Below are 20,290 nucleotides of genomic sequence, written 5' to 3'. Positions count from 1 at the left end.
CCCAACCAGCCAACCACCACCCACAAAGCCAAGGACAGGAAGGGGAAGGAGAGGGTTGTCGGGGTGGTGAGTTTCGCCTTGACGGCCACTCACCATGGCTGCTGACCTGCACTTTCATCCGGAAACAGGGCGATCCGGCGAGAGGGTGCGGCCACCGGTTCACACCACCGGTTGTCGCACCGGTTAGTGCACCCATTGTCGGATCGTGACCGGATCGGCCGATCTTGGTAAGAAAAGTGGTGAGAACCGCGGGCTTACCTACGGGTGCTCGCCGCCACCGGGGCGGCGGGCACCGACGTTGAGGAGCCCGTGATGGCGATGCCGCCCGAGATCGACCACCAGGTCGTGGCCGCGCTGTACCAGTTCCGGATGGCTACGGCCGAGCAGCTGCGCGTCCTGCACACCCCAGACAGCCAGCCGGAGCTGATGCGCCGACGCCTTCGCCGGCTAAAGGACGAGGGCCTGGTCGAGGACGTCGTCCTGCCGCAGGCCGGACGGCTGCGGGCCTGGTTCCTGACCGAGCGGGGCGCGCGGATCGCCGCTCGTTTCCCGGAACTGGAGAACGTGGCCTCCCCGCCGCTGTCCGAGGACAAGACCGAGGCGAGGCTGCGGGTCGGGCACATCCTGGCCGTCACCCGCACCCAGGCCGCCTTCGTCGCTAGCGCCAGAGCGGCCGGGGACGAGTGCCGGCCGCTGGACTTCCTGCCGGAGGTCTACCACCGCTACGGCAAAGGCCAAGGCGGTGCGGTCATCCCCGACGGGCTGCTGCACTACACCGAGGTCGCGGGCGGCCGGAGGCTGTGCCGGGCGTTCGTCGAAGTCGACCGCGGCACCATGGCCAGCGAGAAGCTCGCCGCCAAGCTGATCGGCTACGCCCGCTTCCACGAGCACCACCCTGTGCCGGTGCATCTGCGGCGTACCGTCGCGGGGCAGAGCGTCCTGCCGGCCTGGCAGCAGCGGTATCCGGTCTTCCCGCGGCTGCTGTTCGTCCTGGCCGACACCGGCGAGCAGGCCGCCCGGCATCGGATCCGCGACCTCCAGTCGATCGCCGACACGAGCCCGATGGTGGCCCGGATGCTCAGGACCGTGCGGGCCGGCGCGGCCCGCCTGGACGATCTGGAGCAGCACGGCACCAGCGCCGCGGTCTGGCACACCCTCACCGACCACACACGGCCCCTGCGCGGGGCCTGGGAGCTGTAGGACGCAGCGGGCGGGGCTGGCGCCATCAAGGTGTTCTGCCCAGCCATCAAGGTGCCCGCCGTGGCCATCAAGGGATCCGGGTGCCGTCATCAAGGTGTCCGCCCCTGGGCATCAAGGTGCTCAGGGGTCACCAAGGTTGCGGGGCGGACCATCAAGGAATCCACCAACGTTGGTGGCCCGTCGTGGCATCAACGTTGGTGGCGGCCGTTACGTGATCGTTGTGGCCAAGGGGGCTGTTCACCAAGGGATCCGCCAAGGTTCGCGGGGTTGCCTTCGGCGACCGCGTGGAGCATCCGGCTCCTCGCTCGGCCGGGGGGAACCTCTGCGATGACGAAGGATGACGGCGCCAGGACGAAGTCCAGGGCGAGGACCGGGGCGGAGCCGGACAGCGAGGCGCGGGAGGTGGAGATCACCTGGGCCGTCATGGCCGCGCTGTTCCAGTTCCGGATCGCCACCGCCGAGCAGCTGCGCCGGCTGACCGCCCCGGACGCGGGGATCGAGAAGATGCGCTCGCGCCTGCGCCGGCTGCGCGAGGAGGGCCTGGCGGAGGAGCTGGTCCTGCCGCAGTCCGGGCGGGCCAGGGGCTGGTTCCTGACCGAGCACGGGACCAGGGTCGCCGGCGCGTTCCCCGAGCTGGCGGACATCCCCGCTCCGAGGACGCCCGGCGACAAGGGCGCCTTCAAGTACACGCTGTGGCACCAGCTCGCCGTCGTGCGCACCCACCTCACCTTCCTGGCCGACGCCCGGCGCCGGGGCGACTCCTACGGGCCGTTCGACTTCATCCCGGAGATCGCCCACCGCTTCGCCGAGGGCCGCGAGGGCACCGTGCGCCCGGACGGCCTGCTCTACTACAGCCGCACCGGCGCGGACGGGGCCCGGGTCACCAACCTGGCGTTCGTCGAGGTCGACCGCGGCACCATGGGCGGGCCGCAGCTGGCCGCCAAGCTCAACGCCTACGCCCGCTACTGGGCCACCGCGCCACTGCCGGCCGGAGTACGGTCCGGCACCATCGAAGCGCAGGACGGCGGCGTGCCACTGTGGAAACGCCGCTACGTGCGTTTCCCGAGGCTGCTGTTCGTCCTCACCGGCACCGGCCAGGCCGGCTTCGCCCACCGCGCCGACGACCTGGAACTCATCGCCCGCACCCGCTACGTCGCCAAGATGCTGCGCACCGTCCCGGCCATGGTCGCCAAGCTGGAGGACCTGGAGGAGGAAGGACCGGGCGCCGACGTGTGGTGGCCGATCGCCGACCTCGAGGCCGGACCGGGCCCCTGGTGGAACTGACCGGCACCGAGCCCGACCGACGCTGATACCGGCGTACCTTGCCCGCCCTGGGAGGCCCAGGGCGGGCCTCAACGTATCCGGCCCGCTCCCCCCAGTAATCTAACCCGCGACGCTACCCGCTGTGACCGGGCCACCAAGGTATCGGCGCCCGCCCTGGGACGGGCATAAAGGTTGGCAACTGGGCATTCCCGGGAGGATCGCGTCGGGGTCCAGTTCTGGACCGTTCAGTCCGGAGGAACCTCCGCCGCCCTACGGACGATGGCCTCGAGCTGCTCGAGGAGACTGGGAGGGCGGCGGGTCCATCGCATTCATCGCATCGCCATAAGCTTTGGCATTCTCAAGGTCTTTTAGCGGATCGCCGGAATCCTTAGCAAGGAATACATGGTCCCGAGCGACCATGAGCCGGACAGCCATAGCCGGCACAGGGCTCCGGAGCGGGAAGAAGGCTGGATTATGAGCCCCACATTTCCCATTCCCTGGATGGAATTCCCCCAGCATTAATCCATCCGCCCTATATTCACCAGCCACCTTACCATGGACGCCGTCGATAAATTCTGACGCCGCCTCAGAGCTGACCATAGGAAAGACAACGATGATCGTCTTGTAGCGCGCCTCTCGCCCAGACGTAGGCGGAATTGATTTGATCAGGTCCTTGTACTTGGCCAGGGCATCAATGACGTCTACGGGGCTCCGGATGGGGTCACTTGCTAGGGCAAACCATGTAAGGCCCAGCTCGAGAGAACCCGGCATGAACGGGCACACGACCTTCTTCGATTCGGGGTTTCCCGACTCAAGGTCCGGGTGGGGCTGGGTGATAAAATCCCTAACCCACCCAAGCACCGCACGCTCGACGCCGTCAGCACCAACTCCTGACCACTTCTCTCACTGTGGATGCGGGCGCGTTCGCGCCATCGGGCTTCTGACCGGCGCAGCTCCCGCAGAGAAAGCGGGCACCCACCGAGAACGGTGGCCTGCTGTGGATGGCCGAGCTGGACCGGGCGCTGGGCGTCACCGCCGCGCTGGAATGCCCTGTCGGAACTCGTAACACGATCACGCCTGCGGGCTCACCGTCCGTCAGGACAGGTCGCTCTCCACCACGACCACCCGATCCAGCAGGTACCCGTCCAGATCCGGGTGCAGCCACTCCTGCCCCGGCCGGATCCGGTGGAAGCGGAACGTCCCGCTGCTGTCGCTGACGCTCGCGATGCACCGCAGCGCGACCGGCTCCGGCAGACCCCGGCCCAGCTCGCACAGCTCCCACGCCAGGGTCAGCCCCTGCTGAAGCAGTTCGCGCTGGCAGTGGGCGTCGATCGTCGGCTGTCCGTCCGCCACCCGCACTGGGACCGGCACCAAGTCCTCCAGATGGAAGCAGTTGACCCCGCACTCCCATCCCGTGAGGTCGCCCAGCTGCTCCGGCCCCGGCCGCCCCTGCCGTCCGGCGAACATCACGGCGCCCGCCCGCTGGACGATTCCGCGCCGAGCCAACTGCCTCAGCTCTGGCGCCAGGTCCACCCCGAGCGGCGGGCGCAACAGCCGCGCCGCGCGGTCGTTCATCCGTACGGTCAGCACGCAGTCGCCACCCAATGCCTTCGCTTGCTTCCCACCCGGTCGATGTACCACCCGCCATTGCTCGCGACTACGCATAGCGATGCGGTGCTCGTATCCTCGCAGGTAACGAGTTGGGGCGGCTACCTGGTCCAGCAGAACTTCGACTCCCAGTGGATCTCCCACATCTCCACCGGCAAGCTCCGCCCCGCCTCGTGTCGATGTGCGCCGAGGCCGGCATGGGCGTGATCGCCATCGTGCGCCGAGGGTCTGTAAAAAGAACGTTCGCTGGACAGACCCGACTCTGCAACCTACCTGTCCCGGGGACTCTGATGGCCACTCTGACCGACCATGAATCGCCACTGCACGAAGCGGGCAGCGCAGGTCGCCGAGCGGATTGAGCGCGTTCGCCGGTCCGTCCGCCTTCGCTGAGGCGCGTCCGGCAGGACCGGCAGATCGTTGTTCGGCGGGCTCGCGGAGCCAGAGGAACAGGGGGCCGGCCCGCGTGCAATGCTGTCCGCCGACACGGCGACATCGTGGACACCAAGGAGGGGTGGATGGCCAGTGTGAGAGTGACGGTCTGCCTGCCGGCCAAGGCCGCGGACGACATCCAGGGGGCGCTCGACGAGGCCCTCGCCCCCTTTTACCTCGATACGGACGACAACCCGGTCGACCGCGGCATGTGGGACTCGCGCCGAATCGTCGGAGGTAGCGACGGCACCGGGTTCACCGTCGTCTCCGGACACGAGAACGACCCGAGGCTCGTCCACGACGACCCCAGTTACGACGGCACGCCCTGCCCCAACGCCCCCGGAGTCTGCGCCGGAGGACCGCGCGCCCTGCTCGACTTCTCACAACCGCTCGCCGCATCCGAGCGCGCGGCCGCAGCCTCCTGGGACCTCTGGCACCGCCTGACCGCCGTCCACCCTCCCGCCGTACCGCTCGCGGACTTCGTGGACCGCTGGTGGAACGACCCCGACGCCTTCCCGGACGACCGCCGGGGCGACAACATGTTCGCCGCCTACCGCAACCAGCCGCTCATCCGGGCGTTCCTCGACCACCCCCACAGCCTCCGCCGGGGCAACCTGAGCTTCCCCAACCCCGCGGAACACCCCGTCATCACCCACGACGGCGACCGCGATGCCTACATCCGCCGGCTCACCTCGCCGTACCCGCCGAGCACGGACGTGCTCACCCTCGACGGCTGGTGGCTGGAGGGTGGCAGCAACGCTGTGCACGCCACCTGCGACCCGAGCCAGTGCCCCCACGAACGGCCGGGGCCCACCGTGTGGCCAGGCAGTGAGGCGTACCTCGCCTCACTTCCCGGCGACACGGTCCTGGTCCGGCTGCGCGGGCACGTCTGACGTTCTCTCCGGCGCTGTCGAGACCGGTGAACAATCCGCGCGAGCCCGCACCATCGCCGCCGGCCTCCGCCACGCCTCCTACGAGCCCTTCACCCGCCCGCTCGACCTCCCGGGCATTGCCTGACCAGCGAACTCGCGAGATCACCGGACTTTGCAACACCCCTGCTTCTGCCCGCGGTGCGAGGAGCCATTGTCGACGACCCAGAACACGCGTCTGGCGCTGGCGTAGGGTTCCTGGCTCATGACCTGGGTGACCAGGTTCATGAACGTGTCGATGCCGGTGCGTGGTTCGGTGCGGCCGAACACCTTGGCCCGCTGGACGTCGTAGGCGGCCAGATAAGCCAGCGCGCCGCCGCGCCCGTAGGCGTGGTTCACGCGTATCGCCCGGGCCTGGCCCGGCGCGAGGGTGGGGTGGCAGCGGCAGCGGGCCTGGATGGACGTTTTCTCGTCGGCGCTGATGACGTACTCGTCGTCGCCGAGGGGCCGGCCCTGCCAGGTGCGGGCGTACAAACCCAGCACGCGCTGGGCCTTGGGGCGAAACTGCGGGTCGGTAATGAAGATCCAGGAGCGGTACTGCGAGGGTTTGAGTGCGTCCTCGGCCAGCCAGCGGCGCACGGTGGAGGCTGACACGAACGCGGCGATGCCCCGCTCGATGGCCTCGCGAGCCAGCTCCGGGGCCGACCAGCGAGCCAGCGGCACCCCACTCTCGGCGGGCAGCTGGCAGGCCAGCGCCGTGACCTGGGCGCTCTGCAAGGCGTTGAACATGCGCGGGCGGCCGGTGCGCTTGCGGTCGGTCAGACCCGGCAGGCCGTGCTCGGCGAACCGGCCCCTCCAGGTGCGCACGGTGTCCAGGTGCAGTCCCGTCTCACGGGCGATGCGCGCGTTGGAGCGTCCGCGCGCGGCGTGCAGCACGACCTGCGCGCGCAGCCGCAGCCGGTGCTCGGTCTTATGGCCGTAGGCCAACTTCTTCAGCCGCTGGCGTTCGGCGGTTGTGAGGGCTACCGGGCGGGCCGGGGTAACGGGCAAGGCAGGCGAGCCGATCGGGAGAAGTGGATCACGGCAGGTTGTAGCCTGCCGTGTTCGCTCCCGGGTCGCTCGGGCGGGATGGCCGTCATCCCCATACCTCCGGAATCGACCAGGCTCTCGCTGGAACTACAACTCGGCGAGCACGCGCGCACTGTCTGACTGTCAGCGGTCGCGTAAAGTCCCACGCTCCCACCCTCGAACGGCTAATCAGAGCAGCGCGGCGGCCGCCAGCACCGCCCTGCCGCTGGTGAACCGGCGGGCGCTCACCGGCCGCCGTCCTGGGGATGGGTGCTGAGGGCGGCCGCAGCCAAGGCCTGCACGGCCGGCGCCCAGCGGGCGATCAGGTCCATTACGTCGGGCAGCTCTGCGGCGTAGGCGGTGAGGATGGTGCCGTCCTGGTTGCCTTGCAGGTCGATCGCGAAGCGGGGCACCGTACGGTGACGGTGATACACCGTCATCTCGAGCGGAAGCTCCTCCCCGGTCCACTCGCCTGCGTGCGGGTTGGAGCTGGTCCACCGTTCGAACCCGGCCTGCCTCAGGTTCGCGTACCAGTCGCCGCTGCCGTCGTCCGGGACGGGGTCCTTGGCCAGGGCGGTCCATTCGCCGCTCTCGTACACCAGCCAGTCGCTCATCAACGTCTTCCTCACCTCTCGGATGCACGCCAGTCTCGGGCAGGCGGCGCTCCCGGCGCGGACGAATCAGAGATCTCGTCCGTGGACGGTCGGGCACCGACCGGCCGAATGCGCAGCGGGGCAGGTGGGGCGCCCTGACCAGCCGGGGGGGTCGCCCTGCCGGAGGCTCTGCTCAGCCGGTGAGTTTGCCCGGTCCCGTTCTAACCGGCCTCTGAACTGGACAGATCCCACAAACTCACCGGCCTCGGGGTGAAACTCACCGGCGCAGGTCGCGGGTGACCTGTCGCAACGAAGTTAGTCGGGCCGGATCGCGTTGACCTGCGAGGACTGACGGCAAGCCGTGGCCCGTGGACCCGGCCCGGCCGTGCCGCCGCCTGCTCCAGGCGCTCGTCCAAGGTCAGCAGCCGTCGGCGCGGCAGCACCGAACGGGACATCAGCAGGGCTTCTGACCAGCCCGGTCGCATCGCCTCCGGGGTGACGCTGCGGGCCAGCAGCACGGAGGCGTCGGCTGCTTTCGTCGTCGGCCGCAGCACCGCCGCGGTGATCGACCTGGTCGCGATGTCGACCATCGCGGTCAGCTCGACCTTCTCCGCGATGCCGTCGTCCAGCCGCACCAGCACGTCCAGCGGGGTCGAGTCGATCTGCATGAGCTCGCCCGGCGCAGTGGCCGGCACTTCCCCGAACGGGCCGGGCGGCCGTGCGTTGACCGACCGGCGTGTGCGGGCCGAGCCCGTCGCATGAGTGCCGGTCGCCAGCTTGCTGTAGAGCCGGTAGAGGGTGGCCCGGGAAGGAACCTCGACATGGGCGGCATCTTTCCGGCCGGCCAGGATCTCCTTGGCCCGCCAGACGATGAACCCGATCGTCTTCGACGAGTCCTCGACCGTCTCGCTGATCGCCTGCCGCATCGCCTCCACCACCGCTGCATCGACCATGCCGAAGGCGGGCATCTGTTTGGCCGACCGGCCGTCGGCCAGTCCGATCAGTCCGTCACGCTGATAGCGCTGGCGCCGCTGCTTGATCCCGCTGGCTGTCACCGGGTGCCCGGCCGCAGTCAGCTCGGCTGCCTTGACTCGCTCACGCTCAGCCAGCGAGTTCCGTCTCGGATCGAACTCCGGCCGCGGCACCGCTCCTTCGGAAGCGTCCAACGGCAGGCCGTGCAGCACTTCGAGAATGTGCCCCTCCCACCAGCGGGCCTGTTCGGCCGCCGTCTCGGGAAACTCCGCGATCCGGGCCGTGGGGGGAACCTTCCGCCCCGTCCCGTTCATTGGGCGCCCCTGCCGGCCAAGCTCACGACCGTGCGCGGTCCCATCAGTTCGACCGACAGCCCCTTGAAGACCAGTTCCTGGAGCCAGAGCAGATGAAAGAGGGTGGGCAGCGTCGCGAGCCGGTCACCCACCACGTCGGCCCCCGGAAACATCGGACTCGGCTCCGCGAAGACCTCCCGCAGCCGATCGGCAACCGGGCGGTGCAGGCACCGTGGGTGCCGGTAGCGCGACAACCACCGCACATTCGCCAGCAGCACCGCCTCCGGCGTCCCGACCCGCTCGAACCCCCACCCAGCCTGAGCACAGGCCAGCCGCGTCACCTCGAACGCTTCCGCGTCCTTCGGCTCGATCCGCTCATCCGCGCGGACGTCGATGACCACCGCCGAGCCATCCGCGTGGCGGGCGAAGTAGTCCGGGGCGTGGCGACGCTCTCGTTCGCCGTCGTGCCAATACAGCCAGAACGGCTGCGAGGCGATCCCGGCCACCTTCGGGTCGAAGTCCATGAGCAGGAGCCGATCCCGCTCCAACCAGGACTCGAAGCCGACGTGCTGCCCAGTCGTCGCCGCCCAGAACCAGCCCGCGAAGTGACGCTCACCGCGAGACCACCGAAAGGGCCGCACCGGTGCCACGTCCTCGAAACGGGTCGTCACGCAGTCCAGCAGCGGACGCCGTTGTCGCTCGCGTACGGAGTCCACGTACGACAACTCGACGTACGGCCATGCAAGATCCACCCCAGCCGGTACAGCCACCCAGCACCCCCAGCGCGATCACCTACACGACTAGGTTCACTGAGACGGAAGGCCGAACGACTGGGTTCGCTGAGTAAACGACTCGATTGAGTGAGAGCGGTCAGCGGGCGGTGGTGTCCCGTGCCACCGAACCTTGACCGTGTGCCACTGAACTTTGACCACTGCACGGTTTGTGTCACTGAAGGTTGACCGCCCAGGTCAGTCGCCGCGCGTCGTGCCGGCGACCTGCACGGACGGTAGTTGGAACCACGGGCCACGACCTTCCGACGCAGGACGGCCGCCAGGCGTTCGGCGGAACGAGCCAGGGAATTCTCGAGACTTCGCGGTACACCCGTCCGCCTGCCGCAACCAAGATCGGCACGCGCTCGTCCCACTGATGGCTCGAAGGCATCGAACGCCAGGGGGAAGCGATGGCCGCGGTCGAACCGCACAATCCGTACACGGTCACAGCGCAGGGGCGCGCACCGGTTCGTCCGACCTCGAACCGGCGCCGGCAGGTCGTCACCCTCGGTGCGGCTTTCGCCCTGTCCTCGTTGGCCTCGGTGGCCATCGGCAGCGCCGTCCAGCACTTCGACGCCGAGGACAGCGGGCGCGTCCACGCGATCCTGCACTTGGTGGTGACGCTCCCGGTCGGCATACCCGCGCTCTTCTCCAGTGTCCACGCCCTGCGGCCGTCCGCTCCCCGGTGGTGCTGGCTGCTGGCGCCCGCGCTGATGGCGCTCGACCTCGCCGCTACCCACGGGCTGGCCCTTCTGCTGCCCTTCCGTCCGGGCCTGCTGAGCGTGCTGGTGTTCGCCCTCCCGTCCTTTGCCCTGGCCGGCGCCGTGGTGCTGCGCTCACGCACCGCCCTGCTGGCGGCCGTCGGCACGCTGCTGGGCGTGTTCGTGCTCGCGTTCCCTCTGCGGGCGATGCAGCGGGAGGTGGGGGTCCAGGACCTGCTGCGCGGGGCCGGTATCCCGTCCCGGTCCCTGCTGCATCCGGTCCTTTCGGCGGATGTGCTGGTCACTGGGATCAGTTGGGATGGGCATCGGGCGGTCTTCGTGCTCAGTGACCAGGCGGACCTGGCCAACACCGGCGGAATCAGCGACGGCTTCGACAAGGCCGCGGTCGAGACGGTCTCCTTTGGCTACAGCGACCCCTGCGGCCGCCCGATGCTGTCCGCGGACGGCGAGAATCTCACCACCAGCCCTCTCACCCCCTGCCTGCCGGAGCCGGGCGGGCTGTGGTCCGACGGAGCGAACCGATACGTCCTGCAGCGCGACGGCCTCACGATCACGCTGGCCGCCGCCGGCGGCGAGCTGAACACCCTGAGCGGGGGCGGCGAGGCGCGCCAGGCCATCCTGGCAACCCATCCCGCCACCGAACCCGAACTGCGCTCCCTGGAGGGCTGGTTCCCCTCCAGCTGGCTGGGCTGCTTGTTGCTCTGACCACCTGGAGACGGGACGGTGACATCTACCGTGTCCCGGGCACAGTGCACGGAGGCCCACTCGACGGTCCTGACCTGGGTGGTCGATTTTCGCTGACACAAACCGCCACCCGTCAACCTTCGGTGGCAATCGGTCAAGGTTCGGTGGCAAGGGACAGCAGGTCACAGCGGCCGGGCCGGGTGCAACGCGCGCACGGAGTGCAACACGTGCTACCCGTGGGCCCGATCAATGAATGTTTTCGCAGGTCAGGGGTGCAACACGGTGGCCGGGCGCCCGGCGCGTTGCAGTCGTGTTGCACCCCGCGTTGCAGTGCTGGCCGAACTGACGGGGGTCAGGAGCGGCGCCACCAAGGGCGGGCGTTCTTCGCCTTGGCGGCCTCGGCGGCCGCGGCTTCGGCCTCGGCGGCGGCAAGCTGGGCCCGTTTCCGGTCGGACTCCTCCTTCTGGCAGGGCGTGCACAGCCGCTCGCCCCAGCGGGCCCGTTCCCATTCCGCGTCGGTGAGCTTCGCCTCGCAGCGGGTGCAGGCGGGGCGGCTCGCCTCCCGCTCGGCCTGCTCGCGGGCGCGGCGGGCGGCGGCCGCGGTCCGGCGCTCGATGGCGAGGAGCCGGTCGCCGTCCGGGTTGTCCAGCGCGGCGGTGAGGGTGTGCCAGCCTTCGCGGCCGAAGCGCCGCCACACCGCAGCGTCGGCGCCGTGGGCGTCGAGCAGCTGCAGCGTGGTGGCGACCACCGGCAGCGCCAGGTGGTAGTTGCCGGCCGACACCCCCGCGAACGGGTACGGGCGCGGGCTCCAGTAGGCGGCGGAGCCGTCCTCCACCGCCTCGAGGCGGCGCAGCAGCCGCTGGTGGTCGCGTTCGGCCTTGGCGGCCTGCTGCTCCGGGGCGAGGGGTTTGGTGCCGGGGCGGGTGCGTTTGCGGCCGGCCTCCCGGCCCTGGGCTCGCAGTTCCGCGTGCATCCTCGGAACCCCGTAGGCGCCCCGGTCTCCCGGTGGACCTGGCGAATTTCGTGGACGATTGCCGCCTCGGCTGCTGCCCGCCCAGGTCGCCGAGCAGCAGCTGCTCGCCCCCGCCGCCCCGGTCCGGAACGTGAGGCAACCGGCCCCGGTCTGGCTGGTCGACGGCGGGTGCTGCCGCCAGTCGGCCAGTGGTCCTGATGCAGGGGTCCCTCGTTCGGCCGTGATGCGGGCGTGGTTCGCTGACTTCTCGTCAGTGCGTCGTATACATCGCTTGTTCCTGGTTCTTCACAGCTCACGGTTTTGCCGACCTCGGGCCTTTGCATCTCGCTGTCGGGGCGCGGGGCCGTGGCGCCGGTTGCGAGGAGAGAGCGATGCGTCTGGCCCGTCGTCTACACGATTGCGCGGGGGAGCCCGCAGGTTGCGGTCCGGAGTCCGAAAGCGGTGGGCCCCGGCCCGGGCCGTGGTTGCGGGTGCGGGCCGTGGTGGCGGGGCTGGCCCTGACGGCCGGGCTGGTCCTGCCGGCGCTTGCCCCGTCCCCGGCGATGGCCGCCACGGGCCAGCAGGGCTACATCCCCAACGAGACCGGCAACACGGTGACGGTGTTCAACCCCGCCACGAACACCGTCACCACGACCGTCACCGTCGGCAGCAACCCGTTCGACGTGGCGATCACCCCCGACGGCAAGCACGCCTACGTCGCCAACCGCGGCTCGGACAACGTGTCGGTGATCGACACCACCACCAACACCGTCACCGCCACCATCGCCCTGCCCGTGGGCGACCGCCCGACTTCCGTGGCGATCACCCCGGACGGCAGCCACGCCTACGTCGCCTCCTTTCCGAACGACGTGTCGGTGATCGACACCACCAACAACACCATCAGCGCCGACATCCCCCTTCCCTCCGGCAGTGATCCGCGGTTCATCGCGGTCAACCCGGACGGCCTGCACGCCTACGTCAGCGAGCTCGGGCTCGGTCAGGTGCAGGTGATCACCACCGCCAGCAACACCATCACCGGCGCCATCACCGGCTTCACCCAGCCTTCGGGTATCGCGTTCACCCCGGGCGGCCTCCACGCCTACATCGACGACTTCGGCGCGAACACCGTGTCGGTGGTCGACACCGCCACCAACACCGTGGTGGGGCCCGCGATCCCCGTCGGCAACAACCCGTACGGCAACGCGATCACCCCGGACGGCACCCAGCTCTACGTCGGCAACATCAGCGACGGCACCGTCTCGGTGATCAGCACCGCCGCCAACGCCGTCACCACCACCGTCACCGTCGGCACCAGCCCCTTCAAGCTCGGGATGAACCCCGACGGCAAGCACGCCTACGCCGCCAACTTCTCCTCGGACGCCGTGTCGGTGATCGACACCACCACCAACACCGTCACCGACACCATCCCCGTCACCAAGCCGTTCGGTGTCGCGATCACCCCGGTCATCGCGCCCACCGTGACCACCACACTCACGACCTCCCCGACTCCGTCGCTCTTCGGGCACCCGGTTACGCTCACCGACACCGTCTGCCCCAACGGCGGCTCCACCCCGACCCCGACCGGCACCGTCACCTTCACCGACGCCGGCGCCACCCTCGGCACCGCCTCACTGACCCCCGGCGGAGGCGACCACTGCGCCCAGGCCCACCTGACCTGGTCGAACCTGCTGCCCGGCAGCCACAACCTGACCGCCCAGTACAGCGGCGACACCACCTACCCGGCCCCCGCCGCGGAAAGCGCCACCCAGACGGTCAACTGCACCCGCACCGTCACCGGCTCCGTGGCCAGCGTCGTCGCCACCGGCGAGAGCACCTGCATCCTCGGCGCCACCGTCCGCGGCAGCGTCACCGCCGGGGCGGGCACCGCCCTGTTCATCAACAACTCCACCGTCCAGGGCAGCGTCTCCTCCTTCGGCTCCACCCTGGTCGGGGTGTGCGGCACCACCGTCACCGGCTCCCTCACCACCACCGGAGCAAGCAGGTTCGTCGTCATCGGCGACCCCGGCGACGACCACTGCGCCGCCAACCAGATCCACTCGTCGGTCCAGCTGAGCAACAACACCGGCGGCCTAGAGGCCGTCGGCAACCACATCGGCGGATCCGTGACGGTCTCCGGCAACAGCGGCACCGGGCCCTTCCCCGAGGACAACCGCCCCGAGATCGAAGGCAACACCATCGCAGGCTCCCTGGCCTGCTTCGGCAACACCCCGCCCCCCACCAACGACGGCCACCCCAACACCGTCACCGGCGCCCGCGCGGGCCAGTGCAGCACCCTGTAACCCACCCGACCGGGCACTCCGCCCCTGGGTAAACCCGTAGTGCCCGCGCCCGCTGCCACACCCCACGCAGCGGACGCGGGCACTACGCGTCGCTCCAGTTGCTTCGCAGACGGCGAGGGCTACCAAGTCGGCCGGGGCGAGCGCGGTTTACCCGGCCTCGGCCACGACGAGCATCGCCTCACCGACTAACCGTAGAAGGCTGATAAAGATGGAAGGTCCTGGCCCCGCCGCGCGAGCGGCGGGGCCAGCCACGTTTCGGACACCGCCCCAGGGAGGCGGCGCCATCCCCGGCAGCAGCACACTGCGCGCACTTCTCGCAGAGGTACCGGACCCGCGTGATCCGCGCGGCGGCGTGCCGCGTGCCCTGGCAGGCGTGCTCGCGCTGACCGCGTGCGCGGTGCCGGCCGGGGCGACCTCGCAGGCAGTAGTCGGCGGGTGGATCGCCGACGCCCCGATCCGTGATCAACAGGCACAGCGTGGCGGCCGAACGGACCACACACCCCGATTACTCCGAAAGCGGCATGACAACACGCCATCACACCATGTGGCGCCAAATCTCACCGAAAATCCGGTGGCCCGCGGTCCGGCAACCGGTTCCCGGTCGTGTGCGCGGAGTGCTCGCCACCCCGCCGTCTTCAGATCACGCCTTTCACCTTCGAACAGGGACCGCTGCTGTGCGGGGTGTGCCTCACCAAGTTCCGCCCGGCGCCGCCTGCTCCGTGACCTGCGGGCTACTGGTCCCCGAGGCCCCGGTCGAGTGCCAGGCGCAGCAGGGTGAGGGCGTCGGTGGGGTTGGCGGACAGCAGCAGTTCGCTGTCGGCGGCGTCCGCGACCGGGTGGCCGCCGACGAGGGCGATCCAGTTGCCGAGGCCGTCGTAGACCTCGGTCCAGCCGACCTGACGGCCGCGCTCTTCGAGGGCTTGGACGCCAGGGGTGCTCGGCCAGGTGAGGTGGACCAGGCCGTCGCCGAGGGCGTAGTCGCGGCGTGCTTCGCCCAGGCCGCGGTCGGTGGGCGGCGTCCAGCCGGTGACCTGGCCCAGCACCAGCTCGGGCACCGGCACCTCGTCAAGGAGCCCGGCCGGAGCGACCGGAGCGACCGGGGCCGCAGGTTGGTCGACGACCGCGCTGCGCAGCGGTGCGCGCTCGTCCGTCCCGGCCGCCGTACCGGTGGTTTCGGCCCGGGGCGCTTTCGGTGTCTGGTCTCGGCGAAGTTGGCGGAGGCCGACGCCGTGACCTGCGGTCCGCCATCTTCGATGAGACGGCGCTCGGAAGCTGCCAGCTCAGTGATCATGGCGGTTCTCTGAACCGTGCGAGTCTCTGACCTGCGGTCCGCCATGTTGCCGGAGACGGTTCCGGGCGATCCGTCATGTTGAGCGCGTTGCTCGCCAACTTCACCGAGACCGGACATTCGGGACGGCTGGGCGGGCCGCCGACGCCGCAGCAATTTCGAACCGGTGCGCTTCACCGGCGTCGACGTTGCCCCGGAGCGGGGCCGGGAAATCGCCCCGGTCCGTATTCGGGCCGCCGGGCACGGCGTCCGGCAGGTTCCACTCCTCCCGAATCCGCGCCGCGGTGCGGGCGTCGGCGTCCAGGCCGGGCCAGCGGACCGTATCCCGCACCTCCCGGGCGCTGGTGATCAGCAGCGAGGCGAGGGTGTGGACCTCCCGGGCCAGCTCCGTGTGGGCGCTCATCGGGTCGCCGTCCACGGCGGCCAGGAAGGCGTCGGCGCGCTTGCGGATCGCGTCGGCGGCGCCCAGCACCCGCTGCCGCTCCACTGGCGGCTCAGCCGCAGGCCGCTCCCCCTCGGGCCGTTCCTGCGACGCGGCGTCAGCGTCGGCGGGTGCTGCGGGGCTGGGCAGTGCTGCGGTGGTCCGGGCCTTGACCCGTGCCCGGTCGGCGCGGCTCTTGCATGCCTGCGAGCAGTAGACCAGGCGCCGGCCCCGGCCGGTGCGCGGCGGCAGCGTGTTCTCGCAGCCCGGCCCCTCGCACCGCGCGCCCTCGGCCTGGTCGCCGTCCAGATCGAACAGCGCCACCTCGCCACTATTTCGCCCCGGTTCGCTTTGCATGGCGTGATCGTAGTCAGGTGCGGCGACCGAGTTTCGAACCGGGGCGACTTTCCACGGGTGTCGCCTCGCAGGTCAGCGCCACGATTTCGCACCGCGCCACGAAAGTCCGTACCGGCCGCCCACACACAGGTTGTCCCGCATTGCGCACCCCGCCCGCCGGTGATGTTGTCCCCGCACCGCACGGCGCGCAGCCAGGTTGTCCCCGTTGCGCAGCCGGTTGTCCCGCGCCGCGCATGCGCAACGGCCGACTGCTGCGCAGCGCTGCGCCGTCGTGTAGCAAGGGTCGCCTTGCTACACCGTGCAGCAGCAGCTCGCCCGAGGCCTGCGGCGGGGCGGGTGCGATCCCGTTCGCACCCGCCGTGACCTGGGGTGGGGAGTTTGCGTCGCACCCGATGGGCGGCAAATTCACCGGCGCCTGCGCACCCCGGCGCCCGGCGTTGCGACGGCTGTCGCAGCACGGGCAGCACGGCTGCGCGGGCGGTCGCAGTCGCAGCCGCAGCCGGGCAGCGAGCAGCTCCGCCCGCCAGCGGGTGCAGCAAGGACAGCCTTGCTACACGCCGGCTGCTGCCCCGAGTGGTACAGCAAGGGCGCCCTTGCTACACCAGCGGCCGTTGCTCGGGCGGCAGGCAGGCACCGCGCTGCTGCTGCACCCGCTGCTGCCCGTGACCGGCCGGACCCGACGGCGGTTGCACCCGGTATGACGACCTCTCCGCTGTCCGCGCTGCCGCTGCACTCCCGCGCCCACGACGAGGCCGAGGCCCACGACGGCGAGGACCAGGTGCAGCGCGCGGCCGACCTGGCGGCGCTGCACCGGGCCGCCGACGCGGGGCAGGCGGCGGCCGCGTGGGTGCGCGAGCTGGCCGGCCGCCAGAGCGAGGAGGAACACAGCCGGCTGCTGGGGCGGGTGGCCGGGGCGATCACCCAGGCGAGCAGCCGCGAGATCATCCCGGGCAGCGAGGGCCTGCTGACCGAGGAACTGCGCTACACGCTGGCGGCGGACGTGGTGCTCGGCGCCTCGCACACCACCGGCACCCTGCCCGAGCTCCACCCCGGCGAGCGGATGCCGCTGATCGCCGTCTGCGCGCTCGCCGCCGCCTTCCCGTCCTGCGTGCTCGGCGACCTGAACCGCGAACTCGAGGTCCTCGCCGCCGAGCTGGAGGCCGCCACCACCGCCAGCCGGGCCGCCACCGCCGAGATGCCGGCCGGATGAGCAGTACTACCCGGCGCGGGCTCGCCCCCGGCGCCGGGCGGGTGCTGTCCAACGCCGTCCGCCCGCCCCGCACCCCACCGCCGTAGTCACCGGCCGCCGTCGAAGGCACGCTGCGCACCGCGCTGGAGAAGTTCGAGCGGGCGGCCGAGTCATGGCGGGACGCCTTCGAGGGCCTGGACGAGGACGTCCTGGCCGAGGCCGCCACCGAGGCGCGCTCCTTCGGGGCCGACCCGGCCGGCGCCCTCGACAATCTGGTGCGCGGCCTGTTCGGTCAGCTCGACGACTGGCAGCGGGCGATCGGCGAGCTCAGCCGCCGGCTCACCGCGGCCGCGCAGGACAGGCCGCTGCCCGAGTGGGCCGCCGACGCCGGACGCACCGAGGACGTCCGCTGGCTGTACAGACCCGCTACTCGCTTATGTCTGCCGTGAGCGTGGTACGCGGCACGTTGACCACTACATCGTAGGCGTCCAGGGCGGCAACGGGTAGGAATCCGTCGTCCATGCGGATGCGGGTGGGCTCCGTAAGCCTGTGGTGCCGAGCGTGCGCGCGCAGCGCGCAGAGGTCCACCAATGCTGGTGCCTCGGTCACTGCGGAGAACAAGGCCTCCACGCTGTCAGGTGTCGCCTCGGGGGCGTCGGTTGCGGACTGGCGCATCCCGGCGGGGTGTGCCGGATCGGGCGTGTTCCGCACAGTCCGGCCTCCGCCGCTGGTCAGTGCCACGGACACATAGTCTGTTCCGAGTTCCTGCGCGAGGATGTGCCCCATGGGGACACGAGGAAGTGGGACACCATCGGGGTTGGCGGTGCGCTGGATGTGCGCGTTGTGGGCGGCTAGCACGATGCGGGTGCCGGGTACGGACTGGTCGAGCAGCTCCAGCAGGCTGTCGGCCAGGTAGCGGTCGCGGGCGGCGAGATCGGCGGCGTCCGGTGCGCCGTTGAGCAGTTCGGCCATCGCGCGCTGCATCTGGTCGGTGCGCCAGGCGGCCCAGACGTCCGAGAGAGCGCGTTCGTAGGCTCGGTGTCCGCTGTGCTGGGTGTAGATCTCGCGCATGGTCATGATGCGGTTGAGCAGCCGGCCGAGCGTTGCCGAGAGTCGGTCCTGGGGCTCGGGGGCGAGGGCACGGCGGGCGTAAGCGGAGGCAAGGCCCGAGCCTCCTGAAAGCGGCTCTGCCAGTTCCAGGGCGGTACGGGCGTAGCGCTCCGCGCCGCGGTCGACGTCGGCCAGGTAGGCGGCGACCGGCTCCAGCGCGGGTACCAGCGAGCCGCCGGCTGCCGGAATGTCGAGTCCGGCGAAACGGACCGAGTGCGGCGCTGAGGCGTTGTGGGAGCGCAGCCACTTCAGGGTGTCGCGACCCTCGGCGGACTGGCCCGGATAGCCGTCCGCGCGGGGCATGAGCAGCGCGTCGAGGTCGCCGTCACCACCGTGTACCCAGGCATCGACGGCCCGACCGGAGGCGGCCCCGAACTCCGCGGCGTAGACGGTGAATCCGCATTCCATGACCAGGAAACGCAGAATCCGTTCGCGCAGCAGCCCGAATTCGCGTATCTGATGAGAGTTCTCTCCCAGAGCAACCACTCGTGCGTCACCGATGAGGTGCTGCAGCGCCGCCAGCTCATCAAGTGGAGCATCGAGATGAGGCGCAGAGAGGCAGACGGCGTTACGGGTCGTCCATTCAACGAGGCTGAGCGGATGGCTGGGATCCATGATCGCACCCTAGCAGTCGACAACCATGTCTCGAACTCACTTGAAAACACACTGGGTTGAACTCCTACGAGGGCCCACCAGTATCGAGGGCCCTGTCGTCGCCACTCCGTCGGCAGCAGGCTCAGGGCCTCTGAACTTCAACACGCTGGACTTGACAGGGAACACCACGGCACCCTTCCCGCCGGGCCGCCGGACGACCGGCCGTGGTGATCACCGGCACCCGGCGGGCTGGAGAATGAGCCGGGTGACCAGCACCCAGCCCCTGCCCCGCGGCATCGCCGCCCTGATCCCGAACATCCGCGACGCCGCCACTCCCGGCGAGCTCGCGGCCGCCCAGCTCCTGCACCTGCGATCGGCGACCGTCCCAGTGCCGGTCCTCGCCGCGGCCGCCGCGCTGATCGCCGCGCAGTTGGAGGACCCGGACCAGGCCGCCCGCGAAGCCGCAGTCGCCGTCCACGCCCGCCTGCTCGCCGCCATCGAGGACGCCCCGCCCGGCCGGTAGCTGGTGAAGTCGGCCCGGGGCGCGGTTCCGGTCTTTCGACCGGTCCGTTTCCCCGGAGCCGCTTCCCGAACCGGGCATGCGACTTGGCATCGCACCCGGCTCTCCACAAGCCCCGAAGGGGTCCCGTGGCGGTGGTTCTCATCCCGTGGTCGGCCAGGGAGTGGGGATACCTGTTCCCCGGTAGCGGTAGCGCGTGGTGCCTACCGAGATCGGGTTGAACAGTTCCCTGTTCTCGCCGGCCCGCCAAGACCCGCGACCGCCGTAGTGGCGACGGATCTGTTTCCAGGCCGTCTTGGGTGTTTCCGCTGAACCCATCGCCAGACCGTGTGCCACATGTAGTGGCGCAGGTAGGAGAAGGTCGCGAAGGAGACCCCAGGCGACAGGCATCCGCAGACCCTATCTACACGGCGTTGGGACTAGCCCTACCGGCAGGTCCAACCACACCGCTCCCACAGGTGCTCTCCGAGCTTGAGAGCGAAGTTGTGCCACATCTGGTAGGCGCCTTCCCGGTTGAGATCGTCGGGAATCGACGGGTGTGTGACGTAGCCACGGGTGGTCATTCGCAGGTATCCGTGGCTGTCGGTCCAGAAATAGAAATGGACCTCGGAACCGGCACCATCGAAATGACCCTTCTGCGCGATGAAATGGAAGTGCCCGCCGTCGTCCTGCCACGCCTTGACGGGGGCGTTCTTGCAGAAGAACACGACGCATGCCTTGAGCGGGATGAACTGCCCCTGCCTGGGGAAGTTGTGCGGCGCTCCGGCGACCGGGAAGGAGCAGTTGAAGCACCGGTGCAGCTCCGCCATGGCGTGCGTGTTCCTCGCCTTGACGCCGCTCTCATCGCCCGACGGAAGGTGGACGGCCACATACCAGTGCCACTCGTACAGCTGCCTGAGGCCGCGCGCCTGGGCCGCCCGATCGTCGGCGGCCATCTCCGCGGTGGGCGCAGCAACGTCGGCCGCCGCCGAAGCCGGTGCAATCAGGCTCACCTGTCGGCAACGGGTGAATTGAGGGCCACGGACGGCGGATCAAAATCGGGTCACTCTGCGATCTCTTGATCATCCTGACTTCACTGGTACGGGAGT

The 20,290-nt window shown here is 70.1% G+C and carries 20 protein-coding genes; 8 read left to right on the top strand and 12 right to left on the bottom strand.

The window, feature by feature from the left end:
- Positions 1-312 precede the first annotated feature (312 nt).
- Together ACIRYZ_RS44170 and ACIRYZ_RS44165 are read left to right on the top strand one after the other, a co-directional pair.
- On the top strand, positions 313-1,200 hold the full coding sequence (locus ACIRYZ_RS44170; protein WP_402954621.1) for a replication-relaxation family protein: 888 nt from the start codon (positions 313-315) through the stop codon (positions 1,198-1,200).
- A gap of 327 nt (positions 1,201-1,527) precedes the next feature.
- Positions 1,528-2,484, top strand: a complete 957-nt coding sequence (locus ACIRYZ_RS44165) for a replication-relaxation family protein (protein ID WP_402954618.1) — start codon at positions 1,528-1,530, stop codon at positions 2,482-2,484.
- A gap of 249 nt (positions 2,485-2,733) precedes the next feature.
- On the opposite strand, the gene ACIRYZ_RS44160 is transcribed toward ACIRYZ_RS44165, so the two are convergent.
- Entirely contained in the window at positions 2,734-3,324 is a 591-nt protein-coding gene (locus ACIRYZ_RS44160) for a DUF6875 domain-containing protein (protein WP_402954615.1), read from the bottom strand.
- A 234-nt stretch (positions 3,325-3,558) separates the two neighbouring features.
- Positions 3,559-4,053: a hypothetical protein gene (locus ACIRYZ_RS44155; protein ID WP_402954612.1), complete on the bottom strand. Its 495-nt coding sequence runs from the start codon at positions 4,051-4,053 to the stop codon at positions 3,559-3,561.
- Between the two features lie 84 nt (positions 4,054-4,137).
- On the opposite strand from ACIRYZ_RS44155, the gene ACIRYZ_RS44150 reads away from it, so the two are divergent.
- A complete protein-coding gene (locus ACIRYZ_RS44150) occupies positions 4,138-4,278 on the top strand; it encodes a hypothetical protein (protein WP_402954609.1) in 141 nt (46 codons plus the stop codon).
- Positions 4,279-4,586: 308 nt separating this feature from the next.
- Positions 4,587-5,393: a hypothetical protein gene (locus ACIRYZ_RS44145; protein ID WP_402954606.1), complete on the top strand. Its 807-nt coding sequence runs from the start codon at positions 4,587-4,589 to the stop codon at positions 5,391-5,393.
- 141 nt (positions 5,394-5,534) lie between these two features.
- Here ACIRYZ_RS44145 and ACIRYZ_RS44140 read toward each other — a convergent pair whose 3' ends face one another.
- The 4 genes from ACIRYZ_RS44140 to ACIRYZ_RS44125 form a co-directional block, all read right to left on the bottom strand.
- Positions 5,535-6,419, bottom strand: coding sequence for an IS630 family transposase (locus ACIRYZ_RS44140; protein ID WP_402954603.1), 885 nt, complete (start codon positions 6,417-6,419; stop codon positions 5,535-5,537).
- Positions 6,420-6,682: 263 nt separating this feature from the next.
- Entirely contained in the window at positions 6,683-7,051 is a 369-nt protein-coding gene (locus tag ACIRYZ_RS44135) for a hypothetical protein (RefSeq protein ID WP_402954600.1), read from the bottom strand.
- Positions 7,052-7,251: 200 nt separating this feature from the next.
- The gene (locus ACIRYZ_RS44130) at positions 7,252-8,316 is read right to left on the bottom strand and encodes a hypothetical protein (protein ID WP_402954597.1); all 1,065 of its coding nucleotides are present in this window, start codon (positions 8,314-8,316) and stop codon (positions 7,252-7,254) included.
- The gene (locus ACIRYZ_RS44125; protein ID WP_402954595.1) at positions 8,313-9,065 is read right to left on the bottom strand and encodes a TnsA-like heteromeric transposase endonuclease subunit; all 753 of its coding nucleotides are present in this window, start codon (positions 9,063-9,065) and stop codon (positions 8,313-8,315) included. Before ACIRYZ_RS44125 ends, ACIRYZ_RS44130 begins: the two co-directional genes overlap by 4 nt.
- 410 nt (positions 9,066-9,475) lie before the next feature.
- Here ACIRYZ_RS44125 and ACIRYZ_RS44120 point away from each other — a divergent pair, with 410 nt between their 5' ends.
- Positions 9,476-10,492 carry a hypothetical protein gene (locus ACIRYZ_RS44120; protein WP_402954592.1) on the top strand — a complete coding sequence of 339 codons (1,017 nt, stop codon included), beginning with the start codon at positions 9,476-9,478 and terminating at the stop codon, positions 10,490-10,492.
- Between the two features lie 331 nt (positions 10,493-10,823).
- Here the strand turns inward: ACIRYZ_RS44120 and ACIRYZ_RS44115 are convergent, their stop codons facing one another.
- Entirely contained in the window at positions 10,824-11,444 is a 621-nt protein-coding gene (locus tag ACIRYZ_RS44115) for a hypothetical protein (protein WP_402954590.1), read from the bottom strand.
- Between the two features lie 479 nt (positions 11,445-11,923).
- On the opposite strand from ACIRYZ_RS44115, the gene ACIRYZ_RS44110 reads away from it, so the two are divergent.
- Positions 11,924-13,723 (top strand): Ig-like domain repeat protein, encoded by a 1,800-nt coding sequence (locus ACIRYZ_RS44110; RefSeq protein WP_402954587.1) that lies wholly within the window; start codon positions 11,924-11,926, stop codon positions 13,721-13,723.
- 731 nt (positions 13,724-14,454) lie between these two features.
- Here ACIRYZ_RS44110 and ACIRYZ_RS44105 read toward each other — a convergent pair.
- Complete coding sequence (locus tag ACIRYZ_RS44105) at positions 14,455-14,778, bottom strand: hypothetical protein (protein WP_402954584.1); 324 nt, start codon at positions 14,776-14,778, stop codon at positions 14,455-14,457.
- A 336-nt stretch (positions 14,779-15,114) separates the two neighbouring features.
- Complete coding sequence (locus ACIRYZ_RS44100; protein WP_402954581.1) at positions 15,115-15,789, bottom strand: hypothetical protein; 675 nt, start codon at positions 15,787-15,789, stop codon at positions 15,115-15,117.
- Positions 15,790-16,486: 697 nt separating this feature from the next.
- On the opposite strand from ACIRYZ_RS44100, the gene ACIRYZ_RS44095 reads away from it, so the two are divergent.
- Entirely contained in the window at positions 16,487-16,999 is a 513-nt protein-coding gene (locus ACIRYZ_RS44095) for a hypothetical protein (RefSeq protein WP_402954578.1), read from the top strand.
- A 405-nt stretch (positions 17,000-17,404) separates the two neighbouring features.
- On the opposite strand, the gene ACIRYZ_RS44090 is transcribed toward ACIRYZ_RS44095, so the two are convergent.
- Positions 17,405-18,703, bottom strand: coding sequence for an erythromycin esterase family protein (locus ACIRYZ_RS44090; protein ID WP_402954575.1), 1,299 nt, complete (start codon positions 18,701-18,703; stop codon positions 17,405-17,407).
- A 244-nt stretch (positions 18,704-18,947) separates the two neighbouring features.
- Between ACIRYZ_RS44090 and ACIRYZ_RS44085 the strand changes: the two genes are divergently transcribed.
- Entirely contained in the window at positions 18,948-19,205 is a 258-nt protein-coding gene (locus tag ACIRYZ_RS44085; RefSeq protein WP_402954572.1) for a hypothetical protein, read from the top strand.
- 200 nt (positions 19,206-19,405) lie between these two features.
- Here the strand turns inward: ACIRYZ_RS44085 and ACIRYZ_RS44080 are convergent, their stop codons facing one another.
- Together ACIRYZ_RS44080 and ACIRYZ_RS44075 are read right to left on the bottom strand one after the other, a co-directional pair.
- A complete protein-coding gene (locus ACIRYZ_RS44080; protein ID WP_402954569.1) occupies positions 19,406-19,540 on the bottom strand; it encodes a hypothetical protein in 135 nt (44 codons plus the stop codon).
- 87 nt (positions 19,541-19,627) lie between these two features.
- Positions 19,628-20,194, bottom strand: coding sequence for a hypothetical protein (locus tag ACIRYZ_RS44075; RefSeq protein ID WP_402954566.1), 567 nt, complete (start codon positions 20,192-20,194; stop codon positions 19,628-19,630).
- Between the last annotated feature and the right edge of the window lie 96 nt (positions 20,195-20,290).

It is taken from the genome of Kitasatospora sp. NPDC101155 (genome assembly GCF_044768305.1).
Classification (GTDB): domain Bacteria; phylum Actinomycetota; class Actinomycetes; order Streptomycetales; family Streptomycetaceae; genus Kitasatospora.
This window is presented reverse-complemented; position numbering and strand designations above follow the sequence as displayed.